General features: G+C 56.6%; 21 protein-coding genes and 1 other RNA gene. 9 read left to right on the forward strand and 13 right to left on the reverse strand.

From position 1 onward, the window contains the following. Positions 1–31 precede the first annotated feature (31 nt). The gene (locus A8O29_RS17610) at positions 32–742 is read left to right on the forward strand and encodes a GNAT family N-acetyltransferase (RefSeq protein ID WP_125355549.1); all 711 of its coding nucleotides are present in this window, start codon (positions 32–34) and stop codon (positions 740–742) included. On the opposite strand, the gene ykgO is transcribed toward A8O29_RS17610, so the two are convergent. From ykgO to A8O29_RS17625, 3 genes are all read right to left on the reverse strand, one after another. Next, entirely contained in the window at positions 739–879 is a 141-nt protein-coding gene (gene ykgO / locus A8O29_RS17615; protein WP_110511693.1) for a type B 50S ribosomal protein L36, read from the reverse strand. The two genes, A8O29_RS17610 and ykgO, sit on opposite strands and share 4 nt — an antisense overlap. A gap of 2 nt (positions 880–881) precedes the next feature. Further along, on the reverse strand, positions 882–1,142 hold the full coding sequence (locus tag A8O29_RS17620) for a type B 50S ribosomal protein L31 (RefSeq protein ID WP_125355547.1): 261 nt from the start codon (positions 1,140–1,142) through the stop codon (positions 882–884). A gap of 153 nt (positions 1,143–1,295) precedes the next feature. Next, positions 1,296–2,672, reverse strand: coding sequence for a PTS transporter subunit EIIC (locus A8O29_RS17625; RefSeq protein WP_125355545.1), 1,377 nt, complete (start codon positions 2,670–2,672; stop codon positions 1,296–1,298). A gap of 278 nt (positions 2,673–2,950) precedes the next feature. Here A8O29_RS17625 and A8O29_RS17630 point away from each other — a divergent pair, with 278 nt between their 5' ends. After that, positions 2,951–4,150 (forward strand): enolase C-terminal domain-like protein, encoded by a 1,200-nt coding sequence (locus tag A8O29_RS17630; RefSeq protein ID WP_174081387.1) that lies wholly within the window; start codon positions 2,951–2,953, stop codon positions 4,148–4,150. Here A8O29_RS17630 and A8O29_RS17635 read toward each other — a convergent pair whose 3' ends face one another. Then, positions 4,151–4,867, reverse strand: coding sequence for a GntR family transcriptional regulator (locus A8O29_RS17635; RefSeq protein ID WP_125355543.1), 717 nt, complete (start codon positions 4,865–4,867; stop codon positions 4,151–4,153). It abuts the gene before it with no gap. A gap of 102 nt (positions 4,868–4,969) precedes the next feature. Here A8O29_RS17635 and A8O29_RS17640 point away from each other — a divergent pair, with 102 nt between their 5' ends. Then, positions 4,970–6,529 (forward strand): EAL domain-containing protein, encoded by a 1,560-nt coding sequence (locus tag A8O29_RS17640; protein ID WP_125355541.1) that lies wholly within the window; start codon positions 4,970–4,972, stop codon positions 6,527–6,529. Between the two features lie 39 nt (positions 6,530–6,568). Continuing rightward, a complete protein-coding gene (locus A8O29_RS17645; protein ID WP_125355539.1) occupies positions 6,569–7,114 on the forward strand; it encodes a flavin reductase family protein in 546 nt (181 codons plus the stop codon). 41 nt (positions 7,115–7,155) lie between these two features. Here the strand turns inward: A8O29_RS17645 and A8O29_RS17650 are convergent, their stop codons facing one another. From A8O29_RS17650 to yczE, 4 genes are all read right to left on the reverse strand, one after another. Then, entirely contained in the window at positions 7,156–7,509 is a 354-nt protein-coding gene (locus tag A8O29_RS17650) for a DUF1428 domain-containing protein (protein WP_125355537.1), read from the reverse strand. A gap of 62 nt (positions 7,510–7,571) precedes the next feature. Continuing rightward, a complete protein-coding gene (locus tag A8O29_RS17655) occupies positions 7,572–10,655 on the reverse strand; it encodes a beta-galactosidase (RefSeq protein ID WP_125355535.1) in 3,084 nt (1,027 codons plus the stop codon). 106 nt (positions 10,656–10,761) lie between these two features. After that, positions 10,762–11,832: a LacI family DNA-binding transcriptional regulator gene (locus tag A8O29_RS17660; protein ID WP_125355533.1), complete on the reverse strand. Its 1,071-nt coding sequence runs from the start codon at positions 11,830–11,832 to the stop codon at positions 10,762–10,764. Positions 11,833–11,905: 73 nt separating this feature from the next. Next, positions 11,906–12,520, reverse strand: a complete 615-nt coding sequence (gene yczE, locus A8O29_RS17665) for a membrane protein YczE (RefSeq protein ID WP_125355531.1) — start codon at positions 12,518–12,520, stop codon at positions 11,906–11,908. A gap of 87 nt (positions 12,521–12,607) precedes the next feature. Between yczE and yczR the strand changes: the two genes are divergently transcribed. Then, complete coding sequence (gene yczR, locus A8O29_RS17670) at positions 12,608–14,038, forward strand: MocR-like transcription factor YczR (protein ID WP_125355529.1); 1,431 nt, start codon at positions 12,608–12,610, stop codon at positions 14,036–14,038. Between the two features lie 263 nt (positions 14,039–14,301). On the opposite strand, the gene A8O29_RS17675 is transcribed toward yczR, so the two are convergent. Continuing rightward, on the reverse strand, positions 14,302–14,517 hold the full coding sequence (locus A8O29_RS17675; protein WP_125355527.1) for a hypothetical protein: 216 nt from the start codon (positions 14,515–14,517) through the stop codon (positions 14,302–14,304). Continuing rightward, positions 14,514–14,762: a hypothetical protein gene (locus A8O29_RS17680; RefSeq protein WP_125355525.1), complete on the reverse strand. Its 249-nt coding sequence runs from the start codon at positions 14,760–14,762 to the stop codon at positions 14,514–14,516. The genes A8O29_RS17675 and A8O29_RS17680 overlap by 4 nt, the downstream gene beginning before the upstream one ends. A 281-nt stretch (positions 14,763–15,043) precedes the next feature. On the opposite strand from A8O29_RS17680, the gene A8O29_RS17685 reads away from it, so the two are divergent. Further along, complete coding sequence (locus A8O29_RS17685; RefSeq protein WP_125355523.1) at positions 15,044–15,313, forward strand: hypothetical protein; 270 nt, start codon at positions 15,044–15,046, stop codon at positions 15,311–15,313. Between the two features lie 69 nt (positions 15,314–15,382). On the opposite strand, the gene ffs is transcribed toward A8O29_RS17685, so the two are convergent. Then, an RNA gene (gene ffs / locus A8O29_RS17690) (signal recognition particle sRNA small type) lies at positions 15,383–15,479 on the reverse strand. Between the two features lie 235 nt (positions 15,480–15,714). Here ffs and A8O29_RS17695 point away from each other — a divergent pair. Both A8O29_RS17695 and A8O29_RS17700 read left to right on the forward strand, forming a co-directional pair. After that, complete coding sequence (locus A8O29_RS17695; protein WP_110511680.1) at positions 15,715–16,122, forward strand: dTDP-glucose pyrophosphorylase; 408 nt, start codon at positions 15,715–15,717, stop codon at positions 16,120–16,122. 62 nt (positions 16,123–16,184) lie between these two features. Continuing rightward, on the forward strand, positions 16,185–16,496 hold the full coding sequence (locus A8O29_RS17700) for an MGMT family protein (RefSeq protein ID WP_125355521.1): 312 nt from the start codon (positions 16,185–16,187) through the stop codon (positions 16,494–16,496). A gap of 32 nt (positions 16,497–16,528) precedes the next feature. Here A8O29_RS17700 and A8O29_RS17705 read toward each other — a convergent pair whose 3' ends face one another. Then, positions 16,529–17,098 carry a YbaY family lipoprotein gene (locus A8O29_RS17705; RefSeq protein WP_125355519.1) on the reverse strand — a complete coding sequence of 190 codons (570 nt, stop codon included), beginning with the start codon at positions 17,096–17,098 and terminating at the stop codon, positions 16,529–16,531. Positions 17,099–17,315: 217 nt separating this feature from the next. Between A8O29_RS17705 and tesB the strand changes: the two genes are divergently transcribed. Continuing rightward, complete coding sequence (gene tesB, locus A8O29_RS17710) at positions 17,316–18,176, forward strand: acyl-CoA thioesterase II (protein WP_125355517.1); 861 nt, start codon at positions 17,316–17,318, stop codon at positions 18,174–18,176. Positions 18,177–18,264: 88 nt separating this feature from the next. Here tesB and amtB read toward each other — a convergent pair whose 3' ends face one another. Beyond that, complete coding sequence (gene amtB / locus A8O29_RS17715) at positions 18,265–19,551, reverse strand: ammonium transporter AmtB (RefSeq protein WP_125355515.1); 1,287 nt, start codon at positions 19,549–19,551, stop codon at positions 18,265–18,267. Positions 19,552–19,554: the final 3 nt, after the last annotated feature.

The following is a 19,554-nucleotide window of genomic DNA, read 5'->3' on the forward strand; positions in this document are numbered from 1 at the left end:
TCTGCATGAACACGTCCATCAAGGAGTCAGTATGAGTCAGAATAATGAGTTTGGTCAGCCGGTTGGTGAAGCCCTTACGGACTGGCAGCCGCGCCCGCATCCGGGTCGTGAAACCCTGGAAGGCCGTCTGTGCCGCCTCGAACCTTTAGGTGTCGAACATGCCGACGCGCTTTTTGCCGCCTATCAACTGGCAGAAGATACCCGCGCCTGGACGTGGCTGCTGCGCGAGGCGGACCCCGACGTGGAAAGCTACCGGGCGTGGGTGCAAAGCGTGGTGACGTTGCAGGACCCGATTCACTTTGCCGTCATCGATAAACAGACCGGGCAGCCGGTTGGCACGCTGGCGCTGATGCGCATCGACAGTAAAAATGGCGTTGTGGAAGTGGGCCACGTGCATTTTTCACCGCTGCTGAGCCGCACGCCGATGTCCACCGAAGCGCAATGGCTGCTGATGCGTTACGCGTTCGATACCCTAGGCTATCGCCGCTATGAGTGGAAATGTAACAGTCTGAATGCGCCGTCACGCCGCGCTGCGCTGCGCATGGGCTTTCAATATGAAGGGCAATTTCGTCAGGCGCTGGTTATCAAAGGGCATAACCGCGACACCGACTGGTTTTCGATTATCGACCAGGAGTGGCCTGAAGTAGATGGCGCAATGCAGAAATGGCTTGCCGCCGACAATTTTACCGCCGACGGCAAGCAGAGGACTTCCCTGGAAAGTTGGCGAAAGCCAAAACGTTAACGTCTTTTCTTGCGCCCCTGCACGGCTTTAAAGCGGGGGTTTGTTTTGCAAATGACGAACAGCCGCCCTTTGCGTCTGACAATCTGACAATCCGGGTGGCGCTGTTTCGCGCTTTTAAGTGAATTAAGAACCTGCATGTTTAGCCTCGTTTCGCATCAAGAAAACCGCCAAAACGCTGACGGAAACGCGCCATGCTGCCTTCATTCGAGAAGGTTTTTTGCTTCCCGGTATAGAACGGATGCGATTTAGACGACACTTCAAGGGTGATGTACGGAAAGGTTTCTCCGTCCAGTTCGATTTCCCTGTCGGTTTTAATGGTCGACCCGACTTTGAAGTATTCGTTGGCGCTGGTGTCGTGGAACACCACGGTACGGTAGTGTGGATGGATATCGGCTCTCATAATCAACCTCGGTTGTTATAGTATAACATAACAATAAAGTACGTCATCTGATGACCAATATCAACCCTACTAAATCCAGGCCTTAATATTTTGCGCGGCGGCACTCCGTTTGCACGGGCTTACGCTACGAAAATAGGCCTGGTAAGCGCAGCGTCACCGGGCGTTCTTCTGTTCGCGCCCCACCAGCAGCGTGGTCAGCGTAAACGACAGCACCAGCGCAATCACTACGCCCGACAGCGCAAAGACAAAATACGGGCCGATATACGCCGGTAAACTGAAGATGCTCGACAAAATGTAGCCGTACAGACGCACGCCGAAGAATGCGATAAACGCCGAGGCCACTGAACTGGCAATCGTGGCGGCGATAAAGGCTTTTTTATATCGCGTCAGCACGCCAAACAGCGCCGGTTCGGTAATGCCGAGCAGGGCCGAAACCGCCGTCGATAGCGTCACCGTACGGTCCTGACGGTCCTTGCTCAAGCGCCAGATAGCAAACGTCGCCCCGGCAATCGCCATATTGGCCATAAACATCATTGGCATCAGCATGTCGTAGCCGCGGTCGCTGAAGTTTTGCAGGGCAATCGGCGTCATCGCGTGATGCATCCCGGTCAGGATCGCCACCGGACGGATCGCGCCCACCACCAGCCCGGCGAAGCATGCCGAGACGCTGAACAGTCCTTCGATAAACAGCGCCAGCCCTTTGCCCAGCCAGATGCCAATCGGACCAATCACCACCAGTGCCGCCAGCGCGCCGATAAACAGCGTCAGCGTTGGCGTGAACACGGTTTTCAGCACCTCCGGCATAATGCTGTCGACCCATTTATGGATGTATTTCAGCGCCAGTACCGAGAAAATCACTGGAATAACGCTCGATGAATAGTTAAACACCGACACCGGGATCGCGTTCATCAACCACAGTGCGGAAGCCGCATCCGGCTGGTGTGTCGCCAGCGCCTTCGCCGCGTCGATCAGGGTCGGATACATCAAACAGGCCGCTACCGCAGCCGCGAGGTATTCATTGGTTTTAAAGATTTTCGCCGCGGAAACCGCCAGGAAGAACGGCAGGAAATAGAACACGCCGCTGGCGATCAGGTCGATGACCATCACCGTTTCGCTTTTCGGCGACACCACCTTCAGCGCGATTAATCCGGCCAGTAACCCTTTGATCATCCCGGCCCCGGCAATCGCCGGCACAATCGGACCAAACACCCCAGAGACAGTATCCATAAACAGCGACACCAGGCTTTTACGTCCTTTCGCGTCCGATGCAGCTGGCGTATCACGCTGACCCAGCGTTTCCTGCAATTGCTCATACCAGCCGTTCACCTTCGGGCCGATAATTATCTGGAACTGATCGCTTTGTAATTGCGCACCCAGCACGCCGGGCAGCTTCTTAATTTCGCTCTGTTCGATTTTGCTATCATCAATTAAATCAAAACGTAAGCGGGTCATGCAGTGCCAGACTTTATTGATATTATCCTGCCCGCCGACCAGCTGAATAATCCGGGCGATGGCGTCTCGCGTCCCCATAGTGACTCCTGCGAAGTGTTCTTGTTTTGGTTATCTGGATGGTAATCAAGCCCACTACGTAAAACAAACCAATAAAATTTGAAGGCCCTCACACTTCTTAATCTAATTAACGTTCAATGCTATTCCCGAGCACAATTGGTCTGGTTTTTAATTCAATAACCACTCTATTTCAGACCAAAATATTTATTCCAGAAAAAGGTTTACCTACCCCTAAAAATAGGGCGAAGATAAATCATCAATCGTGTTCTTTTTTCGTCTCAGACAGGGAGCTTTTTTCCGTGCAACCGACGCTTATTACCGCTATCGACTGCTTCATCACCCGCCCGGACCGCCACAATCTGGTGACGGTGCGCGTTACCACTGACAAAGGCGTTGTCGGCCTCGGCTGCGCCACGTTTCAACAGCGCCCGCTGGCAGTCAAAACGCTGGTCGATAAATATCTGCGTCCGCTGCTGATGGGCCGCGACGCCAACAATATCGAAGATCTCTGGCAGATGATGAACGTCAACGCCTACTGGCGTAATGGCCCGGCGATGAACAATGCCTTGGCCGGGGTCGATATGGCGCTGTGGGATATCAAAGCGCGGCTGGCGAATATGCCGCTGTATCAGCTGCTGGGCGGAAAATCCCGGGATGCGATCGCCGCCTATTCTCACGCCAGCGGCGAAACGCTGGATGAGCTGTACGTCGCCGTCGACGGGCTGCTGGAAAAAGGCTACCGCCACATTCGCTGCCAGCTCGGCTTTTACGGCGGCACGCCGACGGAATTACATGCCCCAGAAAACCCTTCGTCCGGCGCGTGGTTCGATCAGGACCAGTACATGCGCAACACGGTGGAGATGTTCCGCGCCCTACGCGAGCGCTACGGCCATCGTTTCCATATTCTGCATGACGTCCACGAACGTCTGTTCCCGCAGCAGGCGGTGCAGTTAGCCAAACAACTGGAACCGTACCAGCCGTACTTTATTGAAGATATTTTGCCGCCGCAGCAAACCCCGTGGCTGGCGCAAATTCGCCAGCAGAGCAGCGTTCCGCTGGCGTTGGGCGAGCTGTTCAACAACCCTGCGGAATGGCACGACGTGATTGTGAACCGGCAGATTGATTTTATTCGCTGCCATGTATCGCAGATTGGCGGGATCACCCCGGCGCTGAAGCTGGCGGTGCTGTGTCAGGCCTTTGGTGTGCGTCTGGCCTGGCATGGCCCTGGCGACATGACGCCGATTGGCGTGGCGGTCAATACGCATCTGAATATTCATCTGCACAATGCCGCAATTCAGGAATACATTCCCCGTTCGGCGACCACCGACGCGGTATTCCCAGGCGCACCGGAAGTCAAAGATGGCTACGTTTATCCGCCGCAGGCCAACGGCATTGGTGTCGATTTCAACGAAGCGCTGGCCCTCGCACATCCGGTGGTCTATCGCCCACATGAATGGACCCAAAGCCGCCTGCCCGACGGCTCGCTGCATACGCCGTAATCAGCCCGGCTGCTGGCGGAATGCGAGGTTATCGCGGTTATGCGGAATCACGTAGGTGCAGGTGTAGTTGATATCGATAATGTCGCTGACGGCGTAAACCTGCCCGCCTGCCAGTATGCCGCGGTTGTTAATGAGCATCGCCGGGCTGCCCTTTTTGCAGCCCAATAATTCCGCCTGTTCCCGCGTGACGTTGACCGCCCGATAGGTCGTGAGCATGTGCGAAATTTGATAGCCCTTTTCCAGAACATATTGCTGTAACGATCGTTCGATAACCTGCTGATTGAGGTCAGCGAACGCCGCCGACGGCATCCGCGACACCTCGATTTGCACTGGGCTGTCGTCAACATAGCGCAGACGACAAAACTGCCAGATAAAATCATCATCCGTTAGCCCGAATATCTGTTGCTCCTCGCGATTCGGGCGTTTTTTATGCAGGCTTATCATCCGGTAACGCATCTGGTCGAAACGCTTTTCGGTAATCGAGTTGTACACCAGCGGATTATTTCGCGCCTGTTCGTTAATCCAGCACCCCGACCCCTGCACAATTCTGACGACGCCAATACTCGCCAGCTTTTCCAGCGCCTGACGCACCGTAAAGCGCGACACGCCGTATTCTTCCGCCAGCTGTCGTTCAGGCGGCAGTTTGCGCGGGACTGCATCACTCTGCTGATAAATCTTGCTGAGCAGATCCTGCGTGACGAACTCATTTTTTTTCATCGGGGCTTCCCAAATTTGTCCTTTGAAAAAAGACAGTTAACCCTATCATTGCATATAATTGGCAGAACATGACGAATTCAGCGCTGAAAGGAAAGCAAGCCCATGACATCTAAAAGCACGGTCAGTCTGGTCGTGGGCGTGCTCATCCTTTCGGTCTTATTGCCGGTCACGCTCAGCGTGTGGCTCGCGCATTATCAGGCAGAAAAAGAGTTTACCCGCGATCTGAATAACTATGGCGAACGCGTCATTTTGCGCTCGCATCTGGTGGTGGAACAGGCTAAATCAGCCCTCAAAGTCGTCGATGCATTTCAGGGCCCAGCTTGTAGCGAAGCCCATTTGCAGGCGATGCGCCGCGCGTCATATACCCACCGCGACGTACAAGAAATTATCGCGCTCAATGGCATCAAGCCGCAGTGCTCATCGCTGGAAAGCCACAGCAGAGACATGCAGTTTCCGCCCACCAATCGCCAGACGCCGGACGGCTATCGGGTATGGCTGACCGACAACAACGATTTGGGTATCAAACATTTCATGGTCGCGCTGGCGAGCCAACGCCATATGGTAATGACCGATCCGGCGTCGTTTGTTGACGTCGTCCCGTTTGCGTCCTGGACTATCAACACCGTGCTGATTGGTAGCCTGAGCCACGGCATCGTCGCCCAAACCGCCCCCTTCGATCTGAAACTCTGGGAGCAAGCACGCCGCAGCGGCGAGCAGACTTTCGAGCATAACGGCATGCTGTACAACATGCTCGACTACCCGGATATCGGCCTGTCGCAGGTGGTCTGGGCCCCTATGGCGCCGCTAACCGACAAATGGCACCAGCAATTGCTGCTCTGGCTGCCGCTCGGCGTGTTAATCAGCGTGCTCGCGTCGCTACTGATTTTGCGCATGGTGCGCAATCTGCAATCGCCCTATCACCGGATGCTCGACGCCATCAACGCCCGCAGCCTCGACGTCTATTATCAGCCGATTGTCTCGTTACGCTCGGGGCGCATCGTGGGGGCGGAAGCGCTGGCCCGCTGGCGGCAGCCGGACGGCACCTTTTTGTCACCAGAAATTTTCGTGCCGCTGGCCGAGCAGACCGGGCTGATTACCCGCCTGACCGGCCTCATCGTCGAAAAAGTGTTTGAGGATTTGGGCCCATGGCTGAAGCAGCATCCGGACCAGCATGTCTCGATCAATCTCGATCCGCAGGATTTGATCACTACGCGGTTGCCTGCCCAGCTCGCCCAGCAGTTGAACAAATGGCATTTAACGCCCTCACAAGTGGCATTAGAGCTCACTGAACGCAGCTTTATCGATTTGAAAAACAGTGCCAGCACCCTGAGCCAGCTACGTCAGGCGGGATATGCGCTGTACATCGATGATTTCGGCACCGGCTATTCCAGCCTCAGCTATCTGCAAAATCTCGATGTCGACATCATCAAAATCGATAAGTCGTTTGTCGATGCGCTGGAGTTTAAAAACGTCACCCCGCACATCATCGAAATGGCCAAATCATTGCAGCTGGCGATGGTGGCGGAAGGCGTGGAAACTGAGTTGCAGCGCCGCTGGCTGGCGGATCACGGCGTGCAGTTTGGTCAGGGGTGGCTGTTCTGCAAGGCGTTGCCGAAAGCGGAATTTATGACCTGGGCGCAGGAAAACTTCGCGAAGGAATAAGCTACCCTTAACTCTTGGACCTAACCCAGGAGCGCTCGTATGCAAAAGAAACCCTGGCCGTTACACGACGTTCGGCACTGGCTTGAGCCCGGACCGGTGGTGCTAATCAGCAGTCACTGGCAGGGAAAGAGCAATATCATGACCCTCGGCTGGCACACCATTCTTGAGTTTTCGCCGTCGCTGGTCGGGCTGATGATTTCAGGCGGCAATATCAGTTTCGACATGATTCGCCAGAGCGGCGAATGCGTCATCAATCTGCCTGATATTTCGCTTGCCGACACGGTGGCGAAAGTCGGCAACTGCGATGGCGACCAGCATGACAAGTTCGCAGAATTTGCGCTGACCGAGGAAAAAAGTGAGCGCGTGAAAGCCCCGTCGATTGCAGAGTGTCACGCAAATTTTGAGTGCCGCGTGTATGACGACGCGATGGTGGATAGATACAATTTCTTTGTCATGGAGGTGATCGCCGCGCGGGCGAAGCCTCAACCAGAATGGCCGAAAACCCTGCATTACAGCGGAAATGGCGTGTTTCGTACCGACGGTGAACGGCTCGACAAACATCACCTGTTCACCAAAGTGTCCTGAGTAAAACGGCTGGCGGCACGCCGCACAGCCGTATTCAACGCTTACTCGTCGAGGATCGGGGCAAAGCCGCCGTAAATCATCCGTTTACCATCAAACGGCATGCTGTCGCCCATCTCTTTCATCCGCGGATCGGCCATCATCTTCGCGTTGGCCGCATCCCGAACCTCTTTCGAGGGGTACTCAATCCAGCTGAAAACCACTTCTTCATTGTCTTCGGCTTTTACCGCCATGCGAAAATCGGTCAGCTTGCCGTCCGGCACATCGTCTGCCCAACATTCCACCACGCGGGTTGCACCAAACTCTTTAAACAGCGGTGCCGCCTTTGCCGCCAGCGCGATATACGCCTCCTTTTTGTCCGCAGGCACGGCAACGACAAAACCATCAACATACTTCATGAGATAACCTCCGAAGTGAACGGTGCGGCCAGCGTTTCTGACCGCATCCGGCGTTGATAAGTTTAGTCGCGACGCCAGCTGAACGCATAACGCAGGCCGCGTGATGGCAGCAGGAATTCTGGCGACACGCTCGGGCTCCACGAATCATCGCCGCCGACGCCCATGTGGAACGCGTCGAGGTTCAGCCAGCAGCCTGCTTCTTCGCGCAGCAAATGCTGATGACTCACCGCATGCAACTGCTGCTGACCATAGCGGCTCAGGCCGAAATGGAACGCGCCCTGCCAGAGATTATCGCCATAGCGCAACTCGCGAGTGTCGCAGCGCAGGCCATTTTCAGTGGGGAAAATATACAGCGTATGCAGTTTTTCGAGCGGCAACGTCCAGCGGCCCTGGCGCGCGGCGAGCTTTCTGTCCGGGTAGTTTTCATGCGGCCCAAGCCCCAGCCACGATGCCTCTGGCGCAATGTCTGCCAGCTGACAGCACAGGCCGATACGTGCTGGCTCGGGGATATCGGTCGCCACGGTGACGTCGATTTCCGCATGAAGCGTACCGCGGTCGTCGATGCGCCAGTGTTTGTCCGAGATAAACAGCGCTTTCTGCTGATGCTCCCATACGTGGCGGGTGTGAATCACCACCTCATCGCCCTGACTGCGGGCGTCGCAGTGCAGTAGCCGCGCCTGCATGGCGTACAGTCCGGCGGCCTTCCAGCGTTCAACCCAGGCATTCGGATCGATACGTGTGGCTTCGCTGATGCCAATATCATTATCCAGCGGGGCGCGGGTGAAATTGTCCATCACCGGTGACAGCAGCCCCGGCTGCGCGTCTCGCCACCATTGGCTCAGATGCCCGCTATCCCGGCAAAACGCCCAGCGCTGGCTGCCGTGGCAGACGGTGAAGGCTTTTTCATTCACGTCCAGCTGCGGCGCATGACCCGTAACCCGTGAGGCAGGTACGGTGAGCGGCGCGGGCAGCGGCCACTGGTCCCAGGCGCAAAGATGATTGGCCTCAGACCAGGCGGTGGCATCGGCCTGCCACACTTCGACGTTCAGCCAGATTTCACCCTCGCCTGCGGGCAACGTCATATCCGACAGTTCAAGCAACTGGCTGCTCTGCGGCGCCAGATTCAGTGCGCACTCACCTTCGGCCAGACGTTCACCGTCGCGGGATATCCACCAGCACAGGCGTTCGTTATCGCTGCGGCGGAACAGGTATTCGCTGCTGATTTCCACGCTTAACGGCGCACGTGAATGCAGGCGGAACTGGAAAAACTGCTGCGCGCGTTTGGCTTCAAACAACGCCGGGTGCGGCGTGCGATCCGGGAAGACCAGGCCGTTCATGCAGAACTGACGATCGTTCGGCGTGTCGCCAAAATCACCGCCATAGGCCCAAAACGTCTGCCCCTCAGCGTCGGTTTTACACAGCGCCTGATCGACCCAGTCCCAGACGAAACCGCCCTGCAAACGCGGGAACTCGCGGAACGCCTGCCAGTATTTGGCGAAGCCGCCGAAGCTGTTGCCCATCGCGTGGGCGTATTCGCAGAGGATCAGCGGCCGCGTTTCGCCCGGCAGACCAATCCATTTTTTCAGAGACCATTTCGGTACCGCCGGGAACGGCTGATCCTGATCGACACGCGCGTACATCGGGCAGACGATATCGGTCGCGGCAGTATTCGCCCCGCCGCCTTCGTACTGCACCGGACGCGTCGGATCGGTGGTTTTCAGCCAGCGATACAACGCATCGTGGTTCGCGCCGTGCCCGGATTCATTGCCGAGCGACCAGATAATGATCGACGGATGATTGCGATCGCGGCTCACCATCCGCGTTACACGCTCACTCATCGCCGGCAGCCAGCGCGGATCGTCCGCCAGACGGCTCATTGGCACCATGCCGTGGGTTTCGATATTGGCTTCGTCCACCACGTACAGGCCGTAGCGGTCACAGAGCCGATACCACAGCGGATGGTTGGGATAATGCGAGCAGCGCACGGCGTTAAAGTTGTTCTGCTTCATCAGCAAAATATCCTGCCGCATGGTGGCTTCATCCACGGCCTGCCCGGTTTGCGGGTGATGTTCATGACGATTCACGCCGCGAATAAGCAGCGGTTTGCCGTTGAGCGTCAGCAGGCCATCAACAATTGCCACCCGACGAAAGCCGACGTCGCAGGCTTCGGTTTCCAGCGCCTGCCTGTCGGCGTCAAACAGGGTGATCGTCAGTCGATAAAGATTGGGGATCTCCGCACTCCACAATGCTGGTTCGTTAACCGGGATCGCCAGCGTCAGCCGTTCGGCCCAGTTGCCGCGCTCATCAACAATGTCGCTGCCCGGTTTCTTCCGCTGACGACCAACTTCAACGCCATCACGCCACAGCACGGCTTCCACTTCGCTTTCGTTAAATGCCTCACCTTCCAGCGTCACGTTAAGTTTGAGCACGCCGCGGCTGAAATCCTCGTTCAACTCCGTGACGTGATAATAATCCGCAATGCGCGTCGCGGGCTTATGCAGCAGCGAGACGTCGCGGAAAATGCCGCTCATACGCCACATGTCCTGATCTTCCAGATAGCTGCCGTCGCACCAGCGCAGCACCATCACCGCCAGACGATTACGTCCGGCGACCAGTACTTGGCTGAGATCAAATTCCGCAGGCAGGCGGCTGTCCTGGGAATACCCGACCCACACGCCGTTGCACCACACATGAAACGCCGAGTTCACGCCGTCGAACACGATCCGCGTCTGCCCTTGCTTTAACCAGCTTTCCGGCACCTCAATATCGCGGGAATAGCAGCCGGTCGGATTGTCGGCAGGCACCTGCGGCGGCGTGACCGGAATGGGATAGGTGACATTGGTATAAATCGGCGTATCGAAACCCTGCATCTGCCAGTTCGACGGCACCGGCATGGCGACGGCGTCGGGCAAATCGCCGTCGAGCCAGCCGTCCGGCACCGCTTCGGGGCCGCTAAAGAAGCTAAAGCGCCACGCGCCGTTGAGGGATTTTTGCGACGCTGACGCCGCGTCTTGTTGCGCCGCGAGCGGATCGCGCCAGCTGTTCATCGGCGCGTGGGCCGCTAAACGATGCCATTGGGTGACGCCGGGGTTTTCCCAGTCACGACGCGCCAGTTGTAGAGCCAGGGGAGAAGGTGCAGATGTCATCAGATAAACCTCTTTGCGAAGCGCTCACAATTTTAGTGAGCATGCACCGTTCGGCAAAAAGGGTAAAGGATCCTGTCGACAAGAAGCGAGCACGATCACAAAGCGATCAGCGCAGGCCCAGTTTGCTCGCCAGCGCCGCCAGTTCGTGTAAACGATGGGTCAGATCCTCCAGCGGTTCCTGTTGAGCAGGCGCGGTCGATCCACGCACCACCAGCGTCACCGGCAGCCGGGTCTGGCTGAGAACGTCGGCCTCGCGTTCGCCCGTCAGCCAGTCAACGCCCTGCTCGCCCGCGTCGCGAAACGCCTGACGAACCGTGGTCAACGGTGGCGTAAACCACGCGCTGTCGGTGGTATCGTCATAACCTACAACCGACAGTTGCCCCGGCACCGCAATGCCTTTTTCGACACAGGCCCGCAGCACGCCGAGCGCCATCTGATCGTTCGCCACCAGCACCGCGTCCGGTTTGTTCGCGTTCGCCAATAAACCGTGGGCTTTTTCATACCCCGACTGCGCGCTCCAGTCCCCACGCGCCACCGCGCATGGCGTCAACCCAGCCGCCGCGAGCGATTGTTGCCAGCCCGCCAGGCGCGCACGCGCCGAGACGGACGTTTCAGGCCCTGCCAGTAGCGCAATGCATGAATGCCCCTGCTCCAGCAGATGCGCCACCCCAAGCTGCGCCCCCTGAGAAGGACTGAACACGAGGCTGTTCACCGCCGCCTGTTCGCTGACGTCAAGGAACAGCACCGGCAGCGGCGCGGCCAGCTCCCGTAGCCGCTGCGCAACGTCATCTTCCAGCGGGACGTTGATCATCAGGCCCTCGACGCGTTGCGCCAGCAGCTCCTGCACCGCCTCCCGGCAGCAGGTTTCCGCATTGTTAGTGACCATTGAAATCAGCACCGCGTAACCCTGCTCACCCGCGCGCTGTTTCACCGCTGACGCAATTTGCGACGGGGCATGCAGGGCCAGATCGGCGCTGATCAGCCCCAGTGTCGGCTGGCGTTTTCCCGCCAGAAGCTGCGCGCCACGGTTGGGAACATAGTTGAGTTCCGCCATCGCGCGCTCGACGTTTTCACGCGTGCGCGCCGAGACGTGCGCCGCCTGGTTTATCACGCGGGAAACGGTCTGATAGGAAACGCCCGCGACACGGGCGACATCGTAAAGGGTGGTGGTTTTCATATTTGCGGCATCCGGAAAGCAATGCCGTCAGTGTAACGGATAATCCCACCGCTGACTGTGAGCGCTTCGTAATTTAGCTCAGGACGTTCTCTTTTTTCAGCACCGGACGCGCGCGGGAGTCCGTGCGGAACCACGGTAAACAGAGCTGGATCAATGGGCCAATCGCCAGCGCATAAACCAGCGTGCCGATCCCCACGCTGCCCCCCAGCAGATAGCCAACGATCAGCACCGTCAACTCGATACTGGTGCGGATCACGCGAACCGACCAGCCGGTACGGGCGTGGATCCCGGTCATCAGTCCATCGCGCGGCCCAGGGCCAAAACCGGCGCCAATGTACATCCCGGTGGCCAGGGCATTCACGACCACCGCCGCTATCATCAGCCCGCTTTTCAGCCAGAGCGAATCCGGTGTGGAGAGTACCGCCAGGGTGGCGTTGGCCGCCAGCCCGAGCACAATCACATTACTGATGGTGCCCAGTCCCGGACGCTGACGAATGGGGATCCACAGCAGCAACACCAGCGCCCCGGTGAGGATCATCACCGTGCCAATATCCAGCGAAAAGACCTTGCCGACGCCAAGATGAAAAACGTTCCACGGATCGGCCCCCAGATTGGCACGGACAAACATCCCGGTGGAAATCCCGTACAGACATAGCCCGACGTACAGTTGCAGTAAACGGCGCAGCATAACGACCTCATTATCAGTTGCTGAAAAAGGCATCATCGTTAAAAATGGACTTATTATTAATGACCAGTTTTATAAAAGTGGACTGCTATGTCTCTTCGTCGTTCCGGTAGTCAGTCGCTGGTGAGCCTGCTGGGCCACTGGCAGGAAACCGCCTCCCGCACCCCGCTCTGGCGTCAGCTGGCCGAGGCGCTGCGATTGTTAATTCTCGACGGTCGCCTGCCGCTCGACAGCCGTCTGCCCGGTGAACGTGAGTTGTCGATCGCCCTCGGCGTGAGCCGCACCACGGTTGCTAGCGCGCTGGGCCAGCTGCGTGATGAAGGTTACGTGGTCAGCCGCCACGGCAGCGGTTCACGGGTCATTCTTCCGGCGCAGCAGTCGCAGATTCCGACCCGAATGAACACCGTGCAGCCGCTGGACTTATCCACTGCCGCCCTCAGCGCCGGGCCGGAAATTCATCAGGCTTATCATCACGCGATCTCTCTTTTGCCGCAGCATTTAGCCAGCACCGGTTACGATCAGCAGGGTTTACCGGCGCTGCGCGAGGCCATTGCGCAGCGTTATTGCGAACGCGGTTTGCCGACGCGCGCTGACGAAATCATGATTGTGAACGGGGCGGTGAGCGGGTTGGCACTGACACTGCGGCTGTTGACGGGCCCAGGCGATAGGGTGGTGGTCGATAACCCAACTTATCCACTGGCGATTGCGGCTATTCAGGGCGCATCCTGCCGCCCGGTTGGCGTATCGCTACCCGCGGAAGGCTGGGACGTTGACGGTCTGACCGCCACGTTCGCGCAAACGTCACCTCGTCTGGCGTATCTGATGCCGGATTTTCATAATCCAACCGGACGCTGTATGGATGCCCCGACTCGCCAGCGCATCGCCGACCTTTCCGCACGCACGCGCACTACGCTGGTGATTGACGAAACGATGGTCGATCTCTGGTACAACGCCCCACCGCCGCCACCGCTGGCAGCGTTTAACGCTGATGCGCCGGTGATAACGCTGGGCTCGACGGGCAAAAGTTTCTGGGGCGGTTTGCGGCTGGGGTGGATCCGCGCCTCATCGCGCACGCTGTCTTCACTGGTGCAGGCGCGCGATACGCTGGATTTAGGCTCGCCGCTGCTGGAGCAGCTCGCCACCGGCTGGCTACTGGAAAAAGCCGACCACCTGCTGTCGGAAAGACGACAGATGCTCACCGCCCGTCGGGATATGTGCAGCGCATTAATGACGGAATATTTCCCGCAGTGGCGCTATGCGCAGCCGGAAGGTGGCCTTTCATTCTGGGTGGAGTTGCCGGATATGCTCTCGACGTTGTTTGCCGCGCGGGCCGAAAGTGTGGGGGTTCATTTGGGAACGGGGACGCGGTTTGGACTGGCCGGGGCGTTCGACCGTTGGCTACGGTTGCCGTTTACGCTGGACGATGAAGCACTGCGAATCGCCTTCAACACCCTGCAACCCGTCTGGAATTCTCTGAACGGTCAGCAGAATAATTTACGAACAAGAAAAATCATCTATTAAAATAGCGACGCGCTAATAGCAGCTATTAGCGCGTCAAAATAATTCGTCCATGATTCATGAGATGATTTGTGTGTTTCTTATCGCCGAACAGGATCCTGTTTTCAGGTTTCAGGCATATGACAATATAGTGATAACTTTATACCCTAAATAATTCGAGTTGCAGGAAGGCGGCAAGCCTGCTCACCCCAGGAGCTTACTTGAGTAAGTGACTGGGGGGAGCAGGCGTAGATAACGCACATGCAACTTGAAGTATGACGGGTATATTAATGTTGGCGTGGGATCGGGAAACCTTTCACGGAAATAATAAAGCTGTCACCGTCTTTTTTAATTTTTGCGCCGGTGTCGCACCAGTCAGAGGCAATGCGAAAGAACTCATCGCTGCCGACATTCCAGTTCAGGCGGACATGCTTAACATATCCCGAGCGGAGCATTTCACAGGCTTCGCCGTAGTTAGCGGCTGTTGAAAGTTGTTGTTTCATTTTCTCTTCTTCAGAATTTTGCGTATCGCTTTGATTTCTTTAGGAGTAAGAGGGGATGATTCTTCTTCGGTATGCTGACTGTCTACCTCGTCTTCGGATACTCCCACCTCTGATGCCGTTTCTAGCGCCAGCTGCAGCAGACGTTGGGTTGCTGCGCTTAAGGTCTCGTTATGGACTTCCGCATAATGACGTAGTTGCTCTTTTAAATCGTTTTCAATTTTAACATTCAAAACCGCAGTGGTCATGGTCAAACTTCCCGTGCAATAAATTAACATAATTAATACACGAACATCTTTAGGCAATCCAGTAATAATTTTTTCATATATTTGAAATAATTAATTACCCATAATAATTGTCTGCCCAATATATGACAGTCAGATGACAGTATTATTTCAATGGTATGACACGCTGTTTATTCTTGCTTCATATACTGCGCAGTAACACTAAAATTTAAAGGTTGATAGCGCGTTTATCAGGCATGCATCGGAATGCGGTACACTGAAAAAAAGTGGAGATGAGGTTAAGCATGAAGATTTTTGTGACGGATAGCACCGGAGCGTTGCATCAGGTTGAAGGTGAAACGGTAGTCGTGGAACTCGAAAACGGAAAGACGCTGGAACTGGGTGAGTTCAACTATCGGCCGGATGCGCCACATGGGATAACGATCTGGGGTGGCAGGCAGCCGCTGGAATCCTGGACGGAAGAAGACCGCCAATTGTCCGAACAGCTCAATCTGACGCTGATTGCCGGTAACTGCGTGGACGTATGGCCAGGGCGGGCAAAGAAACAGGATTAGGCTTTCAGCGCAGGCTAATGAAATTCAGTAGGAGATTTTAATTTGGCGAAGGCCAGAATTGGGTGGGGGCCCTGCCAGCTACATCCCGGCACACACGTCATCTGCCCTGGCTGCTTCCTTCCGGATCTGACCTGGTGAACAGAGTAGCGTTGCGGGAGAACCAACAGAGCCCCCATTGAGAGCGTTATTCCTAACGCGCTGGCGCATTATCCCTGTGCGGCCCGGCAATTGCAACCCACCACGGTCTGGATGGTGGTTTATTGTGCGACTGTGCCTTTCCCGTCGTCCTGTGAAAACAAGATTTCCATATTGCGAACTTGCTCTCAGCAAAACCTGAGAGAGTGTCCAGACTGTTTTAATGCCATCGGGCATCCGTCTTTCTTCTTTTTCAGGGGTCGACAATGATCAATTCACTGCCTTTGACACTCACGCTGCCAATGCCCGCTATCGACGAAGTGACTCTTGCCCATCAGGGGCTGAACTATATACGCCCCAACGTGGTGCTGGATTTTGTTAGCGTCAGCCCTAACGCTTTACTGTTTGTCACGCCGGTGGCGGTGCTGTTCGCCTCGCTTGGCGTGGTGGGCCACATTCCCCTGCGCAGGATACCCGTCGCGGCGACCGGCCGCGTAACCTATCCCATTTGCACCCAAGTGCTGCCGGAATTGCGCGGTAAGTTGATCATCAACACCGCCTCCAGAAAACTGAAATTCCTCGAAAATCAGGTGGTCAAACCCGACGAATTTGCGCCGAGTACCTCGCAGGTGATTGGTCTGGCCCTGGAGTTTACCTTCCAGCAGCCTGAGTGATCTCCGCCTTCACAACCTGAAGGGCGTCGCTTATCCTGTGCTTTTCCCAATTGGAAAGCGCTATGGAACCCATTGATACATTTCCGCACCGGGTGTGGCAAATCGTTGCGGCCATCCCGGAAGGGGTAGTTACGACCTACGGTGACGTTGCGCGCCTGGCGGGTTCGCCTCGCGCAGCGCGTCAAGTGGGTGGCGTTCTGCGCCGTTTACCGGAAGGATCAACCCTGCCGTGGCATCGGGTGGTCAATCGCCATGGCAATATCTCCCTGACTGGGCCAGACCTCCAGCGTCAGCGCCAGGCGCTGCTGTCGGAAGGTGTGCAGGTATCGGGTAGCGGCAAAATTGATATGCAGAAGTATCGCTGGAATTACTGATCCCTCCCCCGCGAGGAGGAGGGAAACCGACGTTATGGGATTTGCGTCGGGGCAGGTACAGAAGACGACGGATTCACCTGAGTCGGTGAAGTCGACGGCACGGTTGTGGCCGCGCCTCCATCAGTCGCGACCGGCACCGGGGTTTGCTGCACCGGCACCAGCGTCAGGTCTGCTTTGGTACCCCCGTTGTTGATAACCGGCTGTACTGTATCGGTAATGAACACCAGTTTATCGTTGATGGTCACCGCCGCACTCAGCAGGATCCGCGCGTTTGGCTGAATATCTGCCGGGTTATAGGGCAGCACGAAGCTGAACGGCGCCTGTTTTCCTTCCGTACGCGTGACTTTCTGGGCAAGCACTTTCGACGGCGCATCTGCCAGAGAAGCATCCGACAGCGTGACCGTCAGCACCGCATCCGGTGGCAAGGCCACTTTCTGGCGGATCCAGGCAGTACCGGAAACGTTAGGTTGCTGAATTACAGGTTGTGTAGCCTCAGAGGGGTTCGGGCTTGGCGCAGGTGTCTTGATATCCGCACTTTTTTGAGCACAGGCAGACAGTGCAACCGCAACCGCTAAACCACTTAACATGTGCACGAGTTTCATTATGTTCTCCTTATCATCCATGCACTCACAGGATTAAATCCCGCAAGAGTGAGTGGTTAAAACATTTGTGACGCAGTAAGTGTGGCACAGATATTAGATATTTGCCTGTAATCGCGCCGTTATTCAGATAATTGCACCCATCGGACCACTTTGAAAACTGCGTTATACTGTGGCTATTCCCGCACAGCACGCGGTCTTTTTACCTTTGAGGACATTTATGAGTCAGGCTCTCTCTAATCTGCTAACCCTGTTAAATCTGGAAAAAATTGAAGAGGGATTGTTCCGCGGTCAAAGTGAGGATCTGGGCTTACGCCAGGTATTTGGCGGTCAGGTCGTCGGTCAGGCGCTGTATGCCGCTAAAGAAACCGTGCCTGTTGACCGTTTGGTGCATTCGTTCCACAGCTACTTTTTACGCCCGGGCGACAGCCAGAAGCCGATTGTGTATGACGTGGAAGTCCTGCGCGATGGCAACAGTTTCAGCGCCCGCCGCGTGGCCGCAATCCAGAACGGTAAACCGATTTTTTATATGACTGCCTCTTTTCAGGCGCCGGAATCGGGCTACGAACATCAAAAACAGATGCCGCAGGCCCCTGCTCCTGATTCGCTGCCATCCGAAACGGATATTGCCCGTCAGTTGGCGCATCTGCTGCCCCCGCAGGTAAAAGAGAAGTTCCTGAGTGATAAGCCGCTGGAGATTCGTCCGGTCGAGTTTCATAACCCGATGAAGGGCCACGTGGCAGAGCCAAAACGTCAGGTGTGGATCCGCGCCAACGGCACGGTGGCCGATGATTTCCGCGTGCATCAGTATCTGCTGGGCTATGCGTCTGACTTTAATTTCCTGCCGGTTGCCCTTCAGCCGCACGGCGTGGGCTTCCTCGAAAAAGGGATGCAGGTTGCGACGATTGACCATTCCATGTGGTTCCATCGCCCGTTCAATATGAACGAATGGCTGCTGTACAGCGTGGAGAGCACGTCTGCATCGAGCGCGCGCGGTTTTGTTCGCGGTGAGTTTTATACGCAGGAGGGTGTGCTGGTCGCGTCGACGGTGCAGGAAGGCGTGATGCGGAATCGGAGTTAGGATTTTGTAGGCCCGGTAAGCGTAGCGCCACCGGGCGTTAAACGTAGATGCCCGGCGGCGCGTAGCTTGCCGGGCCTACAGGTTTTTATCACGCGTTGTAAGCATTCTCGCCGTGGCTGTTGACGTCCAGACCTTCGCGTTCCTGCTCTTCTGGAACACGCAGGCCCACGGTCAGGTCAGCCAGTTTGTAGCCAACGAAGGCCACCACGCCAGACCAGACAATCGTCAGACCGATGCTTTCCAGCTGTACCAGAACCTGATGGCCCATGGTCACGCCTTCCGCATAGCCGACGCCCCCCAGTGAAGTCGATGCGAAGATACCGGTCAGGACACAACCCACAATCCCGCACACGCCGTGTACACCGAACACATCGCACGGGTCATCCACACGCAGCCAGCGTTTCAGAGCGGTGACGCCCCACAGACCGGCCAGACCTGCCGCAATACCGACAATCAGTGAGCCACCCACGCCGATGTAACCACAGGCAGGAGTCACCGCAACCAGACCGGCAATCGCACCGGAACAGGCGCCGAGCAGAGAAGGCTTACCGCGTACCGCCCACTCACCGAAGACCCAGGCCAGAATCGCAGCCGCTGTCGCCACCACGGTATTCAGGAAAGCGAGTGCCGCAATTTCGTTGGCGGAGCTTGCGGAACCGGCGTTAAAGCCGAACCAGCCCACGTACAGGATAGCCGTGCCGGTAAAGACCATTGGCAGGTTATGCGGTTTGAACGCTTCTTTGCCAAAGCCCACGCGTTTGCCAATCAGGTATGCACCCACCAGGCCCGCGACAGCGGCGTTGATGTGTACAACGGTACCGCCTGCGAAGTCGAGTGCGCCGTGGGTCGCCAGTAAACCACCGCCCCAGACCATGTGCGCGATTGGCACATAAGAGAAGGTCATCCACACCACCACGAAAATCAGCACCGCAGAGAAGCGAATACGCTCCGCCAGCGAGCCAACAATCAGGCCGACGGTGATACAGGCGAATGAACCCTGGAAGGCAACGTGAATATACTGATAGAAGGTGCCCATCAGCGCTTTCAGTTCGATGCCTTTGAGCAGCACCCAGTCGAAGCTGCCGAAGAAGCTGCCCCCCGTGCCGAACGCCAGGGTATAGCCGTAAACCACCCACAGCACGCAAACCAGTGCGAAGGTGACGGTAACCTGAGTCAGCATGGACAGCACGTTTTTGCCACGGATCAGGCCGCCGTAAAACAGCGCAATTCCGGGGATACTCATAAACAGCACCAGCGCGGTGCTGATCATCATAAAGGCGTTGTCGGCTTTATCGGCGACCGCAGGCGCCGCCATCGCCAGGCCCGGCAACAGTGCCAGTACAGCTGGGGCAATTTTCAGTAGAGTTTTGTTCATTTT

It is taken from the genome of Scandinavium goeteborgense (assembly GCF_003935895.2).
GTDB classification, from domain to species: Bacteria; Pseudomonadota; Gammaproteobacteria; order Enterobacterales; family Enterobacteriaceae; genus Scandinavium; species Scandinavium goeteborgense.

Excerpts from the sequence above, each read along its gene's own strand:
- A8O29_RS17610 (WP_125355549.1), top strand. The coding sequence starts at position 32 with ATGAGTCAGAATAATGAGTTTGGTCAGCCGGTTGGTGAAGCCCTTACG.
- ykgO (WP_110511693.1), bottom strand. The coding sequence starts at position 879 with ATGCAGGTTCTTAATTCACTTAAAAGCGCGAAACAGCGCCACCCGGAT.
- A8O29_RS17620 (WP_125355547.1), bottom strand. The coding sequence starts at position 1,142 with ATGAGAGCCGATATCCATCCACACTACCGTACCGTGGTGTTCCACGAC.
- A8O29_RS17625 (WP_125355545.1), bottom strand. The coding sequence starts at position 2,672 with ATGGGGACGCGAGACGCCATCGCCCGGATTATTCAGCTGGTCGGCGGG.
- A8O29_RS17635 (WP_125355543.1), bottom strand. The coding sequence starts at position 4,867 with ATGAAAAAAAATGAGTTCGTCACGCAGGATCTGCTCAGCAAGATTTAT.
- A8O29_RS17640 (WP_125355541.1), top strand. The coding sequence starts at position 4,970 with ATGACATCTAAAAGCACGGTCAGTCTGGTCGTGGGCGTGCTCATCCTT.
- A8O29_RS17645 (WP_125355539.1), top strand. The coding sequence starts at position 6,569 with ATGCAAAAGAAACCCTGGCCGTTACACGACGTTCGGCACTGGCTTGAG.
- A8O29_RS17650 (WP_125355537.1), bottom strand. The coding sequence starts at position 7,509 with ATGAAGTATGTTGATGGTTTTGTCGTTGCCGTGCCTGCGGACAAAAAG.
- A8O29_RS17655 (WP_125355535.1), bottom strand. The coding sequence starts at position 10,655 with ATGACATCTGCACCTTCTCCCCTGGCTCTACAACTGGCGCGTCGTGAC.
- A8O29_RS17660 (WP_125355533.1), bottom strand. The coding sequence starts at position 11,832 with ATGAAAACCACCACCCTTTACGATGTCGCCCGTGTCGCGGGCGTTTCC.
- yczE (WP_125355531.1), bottom strand. The coding sequence starts at position 12,520 with ATGCTGCGCCGTTTACTGCAACTGTACGTCGGGCTATGTCTGTACGGG.
- yczR (WP_125355529.1), top strand. The coding sequence starts at position 12,608 with ATGTCTCTTCGTCGTTCCGGTAGTCAGTCGCTGGTGAGCCTGCTGGGC.
- A8O29_RS17675 (WP_125355527.1), bottom strand. The coding sequence starts at position 14,517 with ATGAAACAACAACTTTCAACAGCCGCTAACTACGGCGAAGCCTGTGAA.
- A8O29_RS17680 (WP_125355525.1), bottom strand. The coding sequence starts at position 14,762 with ATGACCACTGCGGTTTTGAATGTTAAAATTGAAAACGATTTAAAAGAG.
- A8O29_RS17685 (WP_125355523.1), top strand. The coding sequence starts at position 15,044 with ATGAAGATTTTTGTGACGGATAGCACCGGAGCGTTGCATCAGGTTGAA.
- A8O29_RS17695 (WP_110511680.1), top strand. The coding sequence starts at position 15,715 with ATGATCAATTCACTGCCTTTGACACTCACGCTGCCAATGCCCGCTATC.
- A8O29_RS17700 (WP_125355521.1), top strand. The coding sequence starts at position 16,185 with ATGGAACCCATTGATACATTTCCGCACCGGGTGTGGCAAATCGTTGCG.
- A8O29_RS17705 (WP_125355519.1), bottom strand. The coding sequence starts at position 17,098 with ATGAAACTCGTGCACATGTTAAGTGGTTTAGCGGTTGCGGTTGCACTG.
- tesB (WP_125355517.1), top strand. The coding sequence starts at position 17,316 with ATGAGTCAGGCTCTCTCTAATCTGCTAACCCTGTTAAATCTGGAAAAA.
- amtB (WP_125355515.1), bottom strand. The coding sequence starts at position 19,551 with ATGAACAAAACTCTACTGAAAATTGCCCCAGCTGTACTGGCACTGTTG.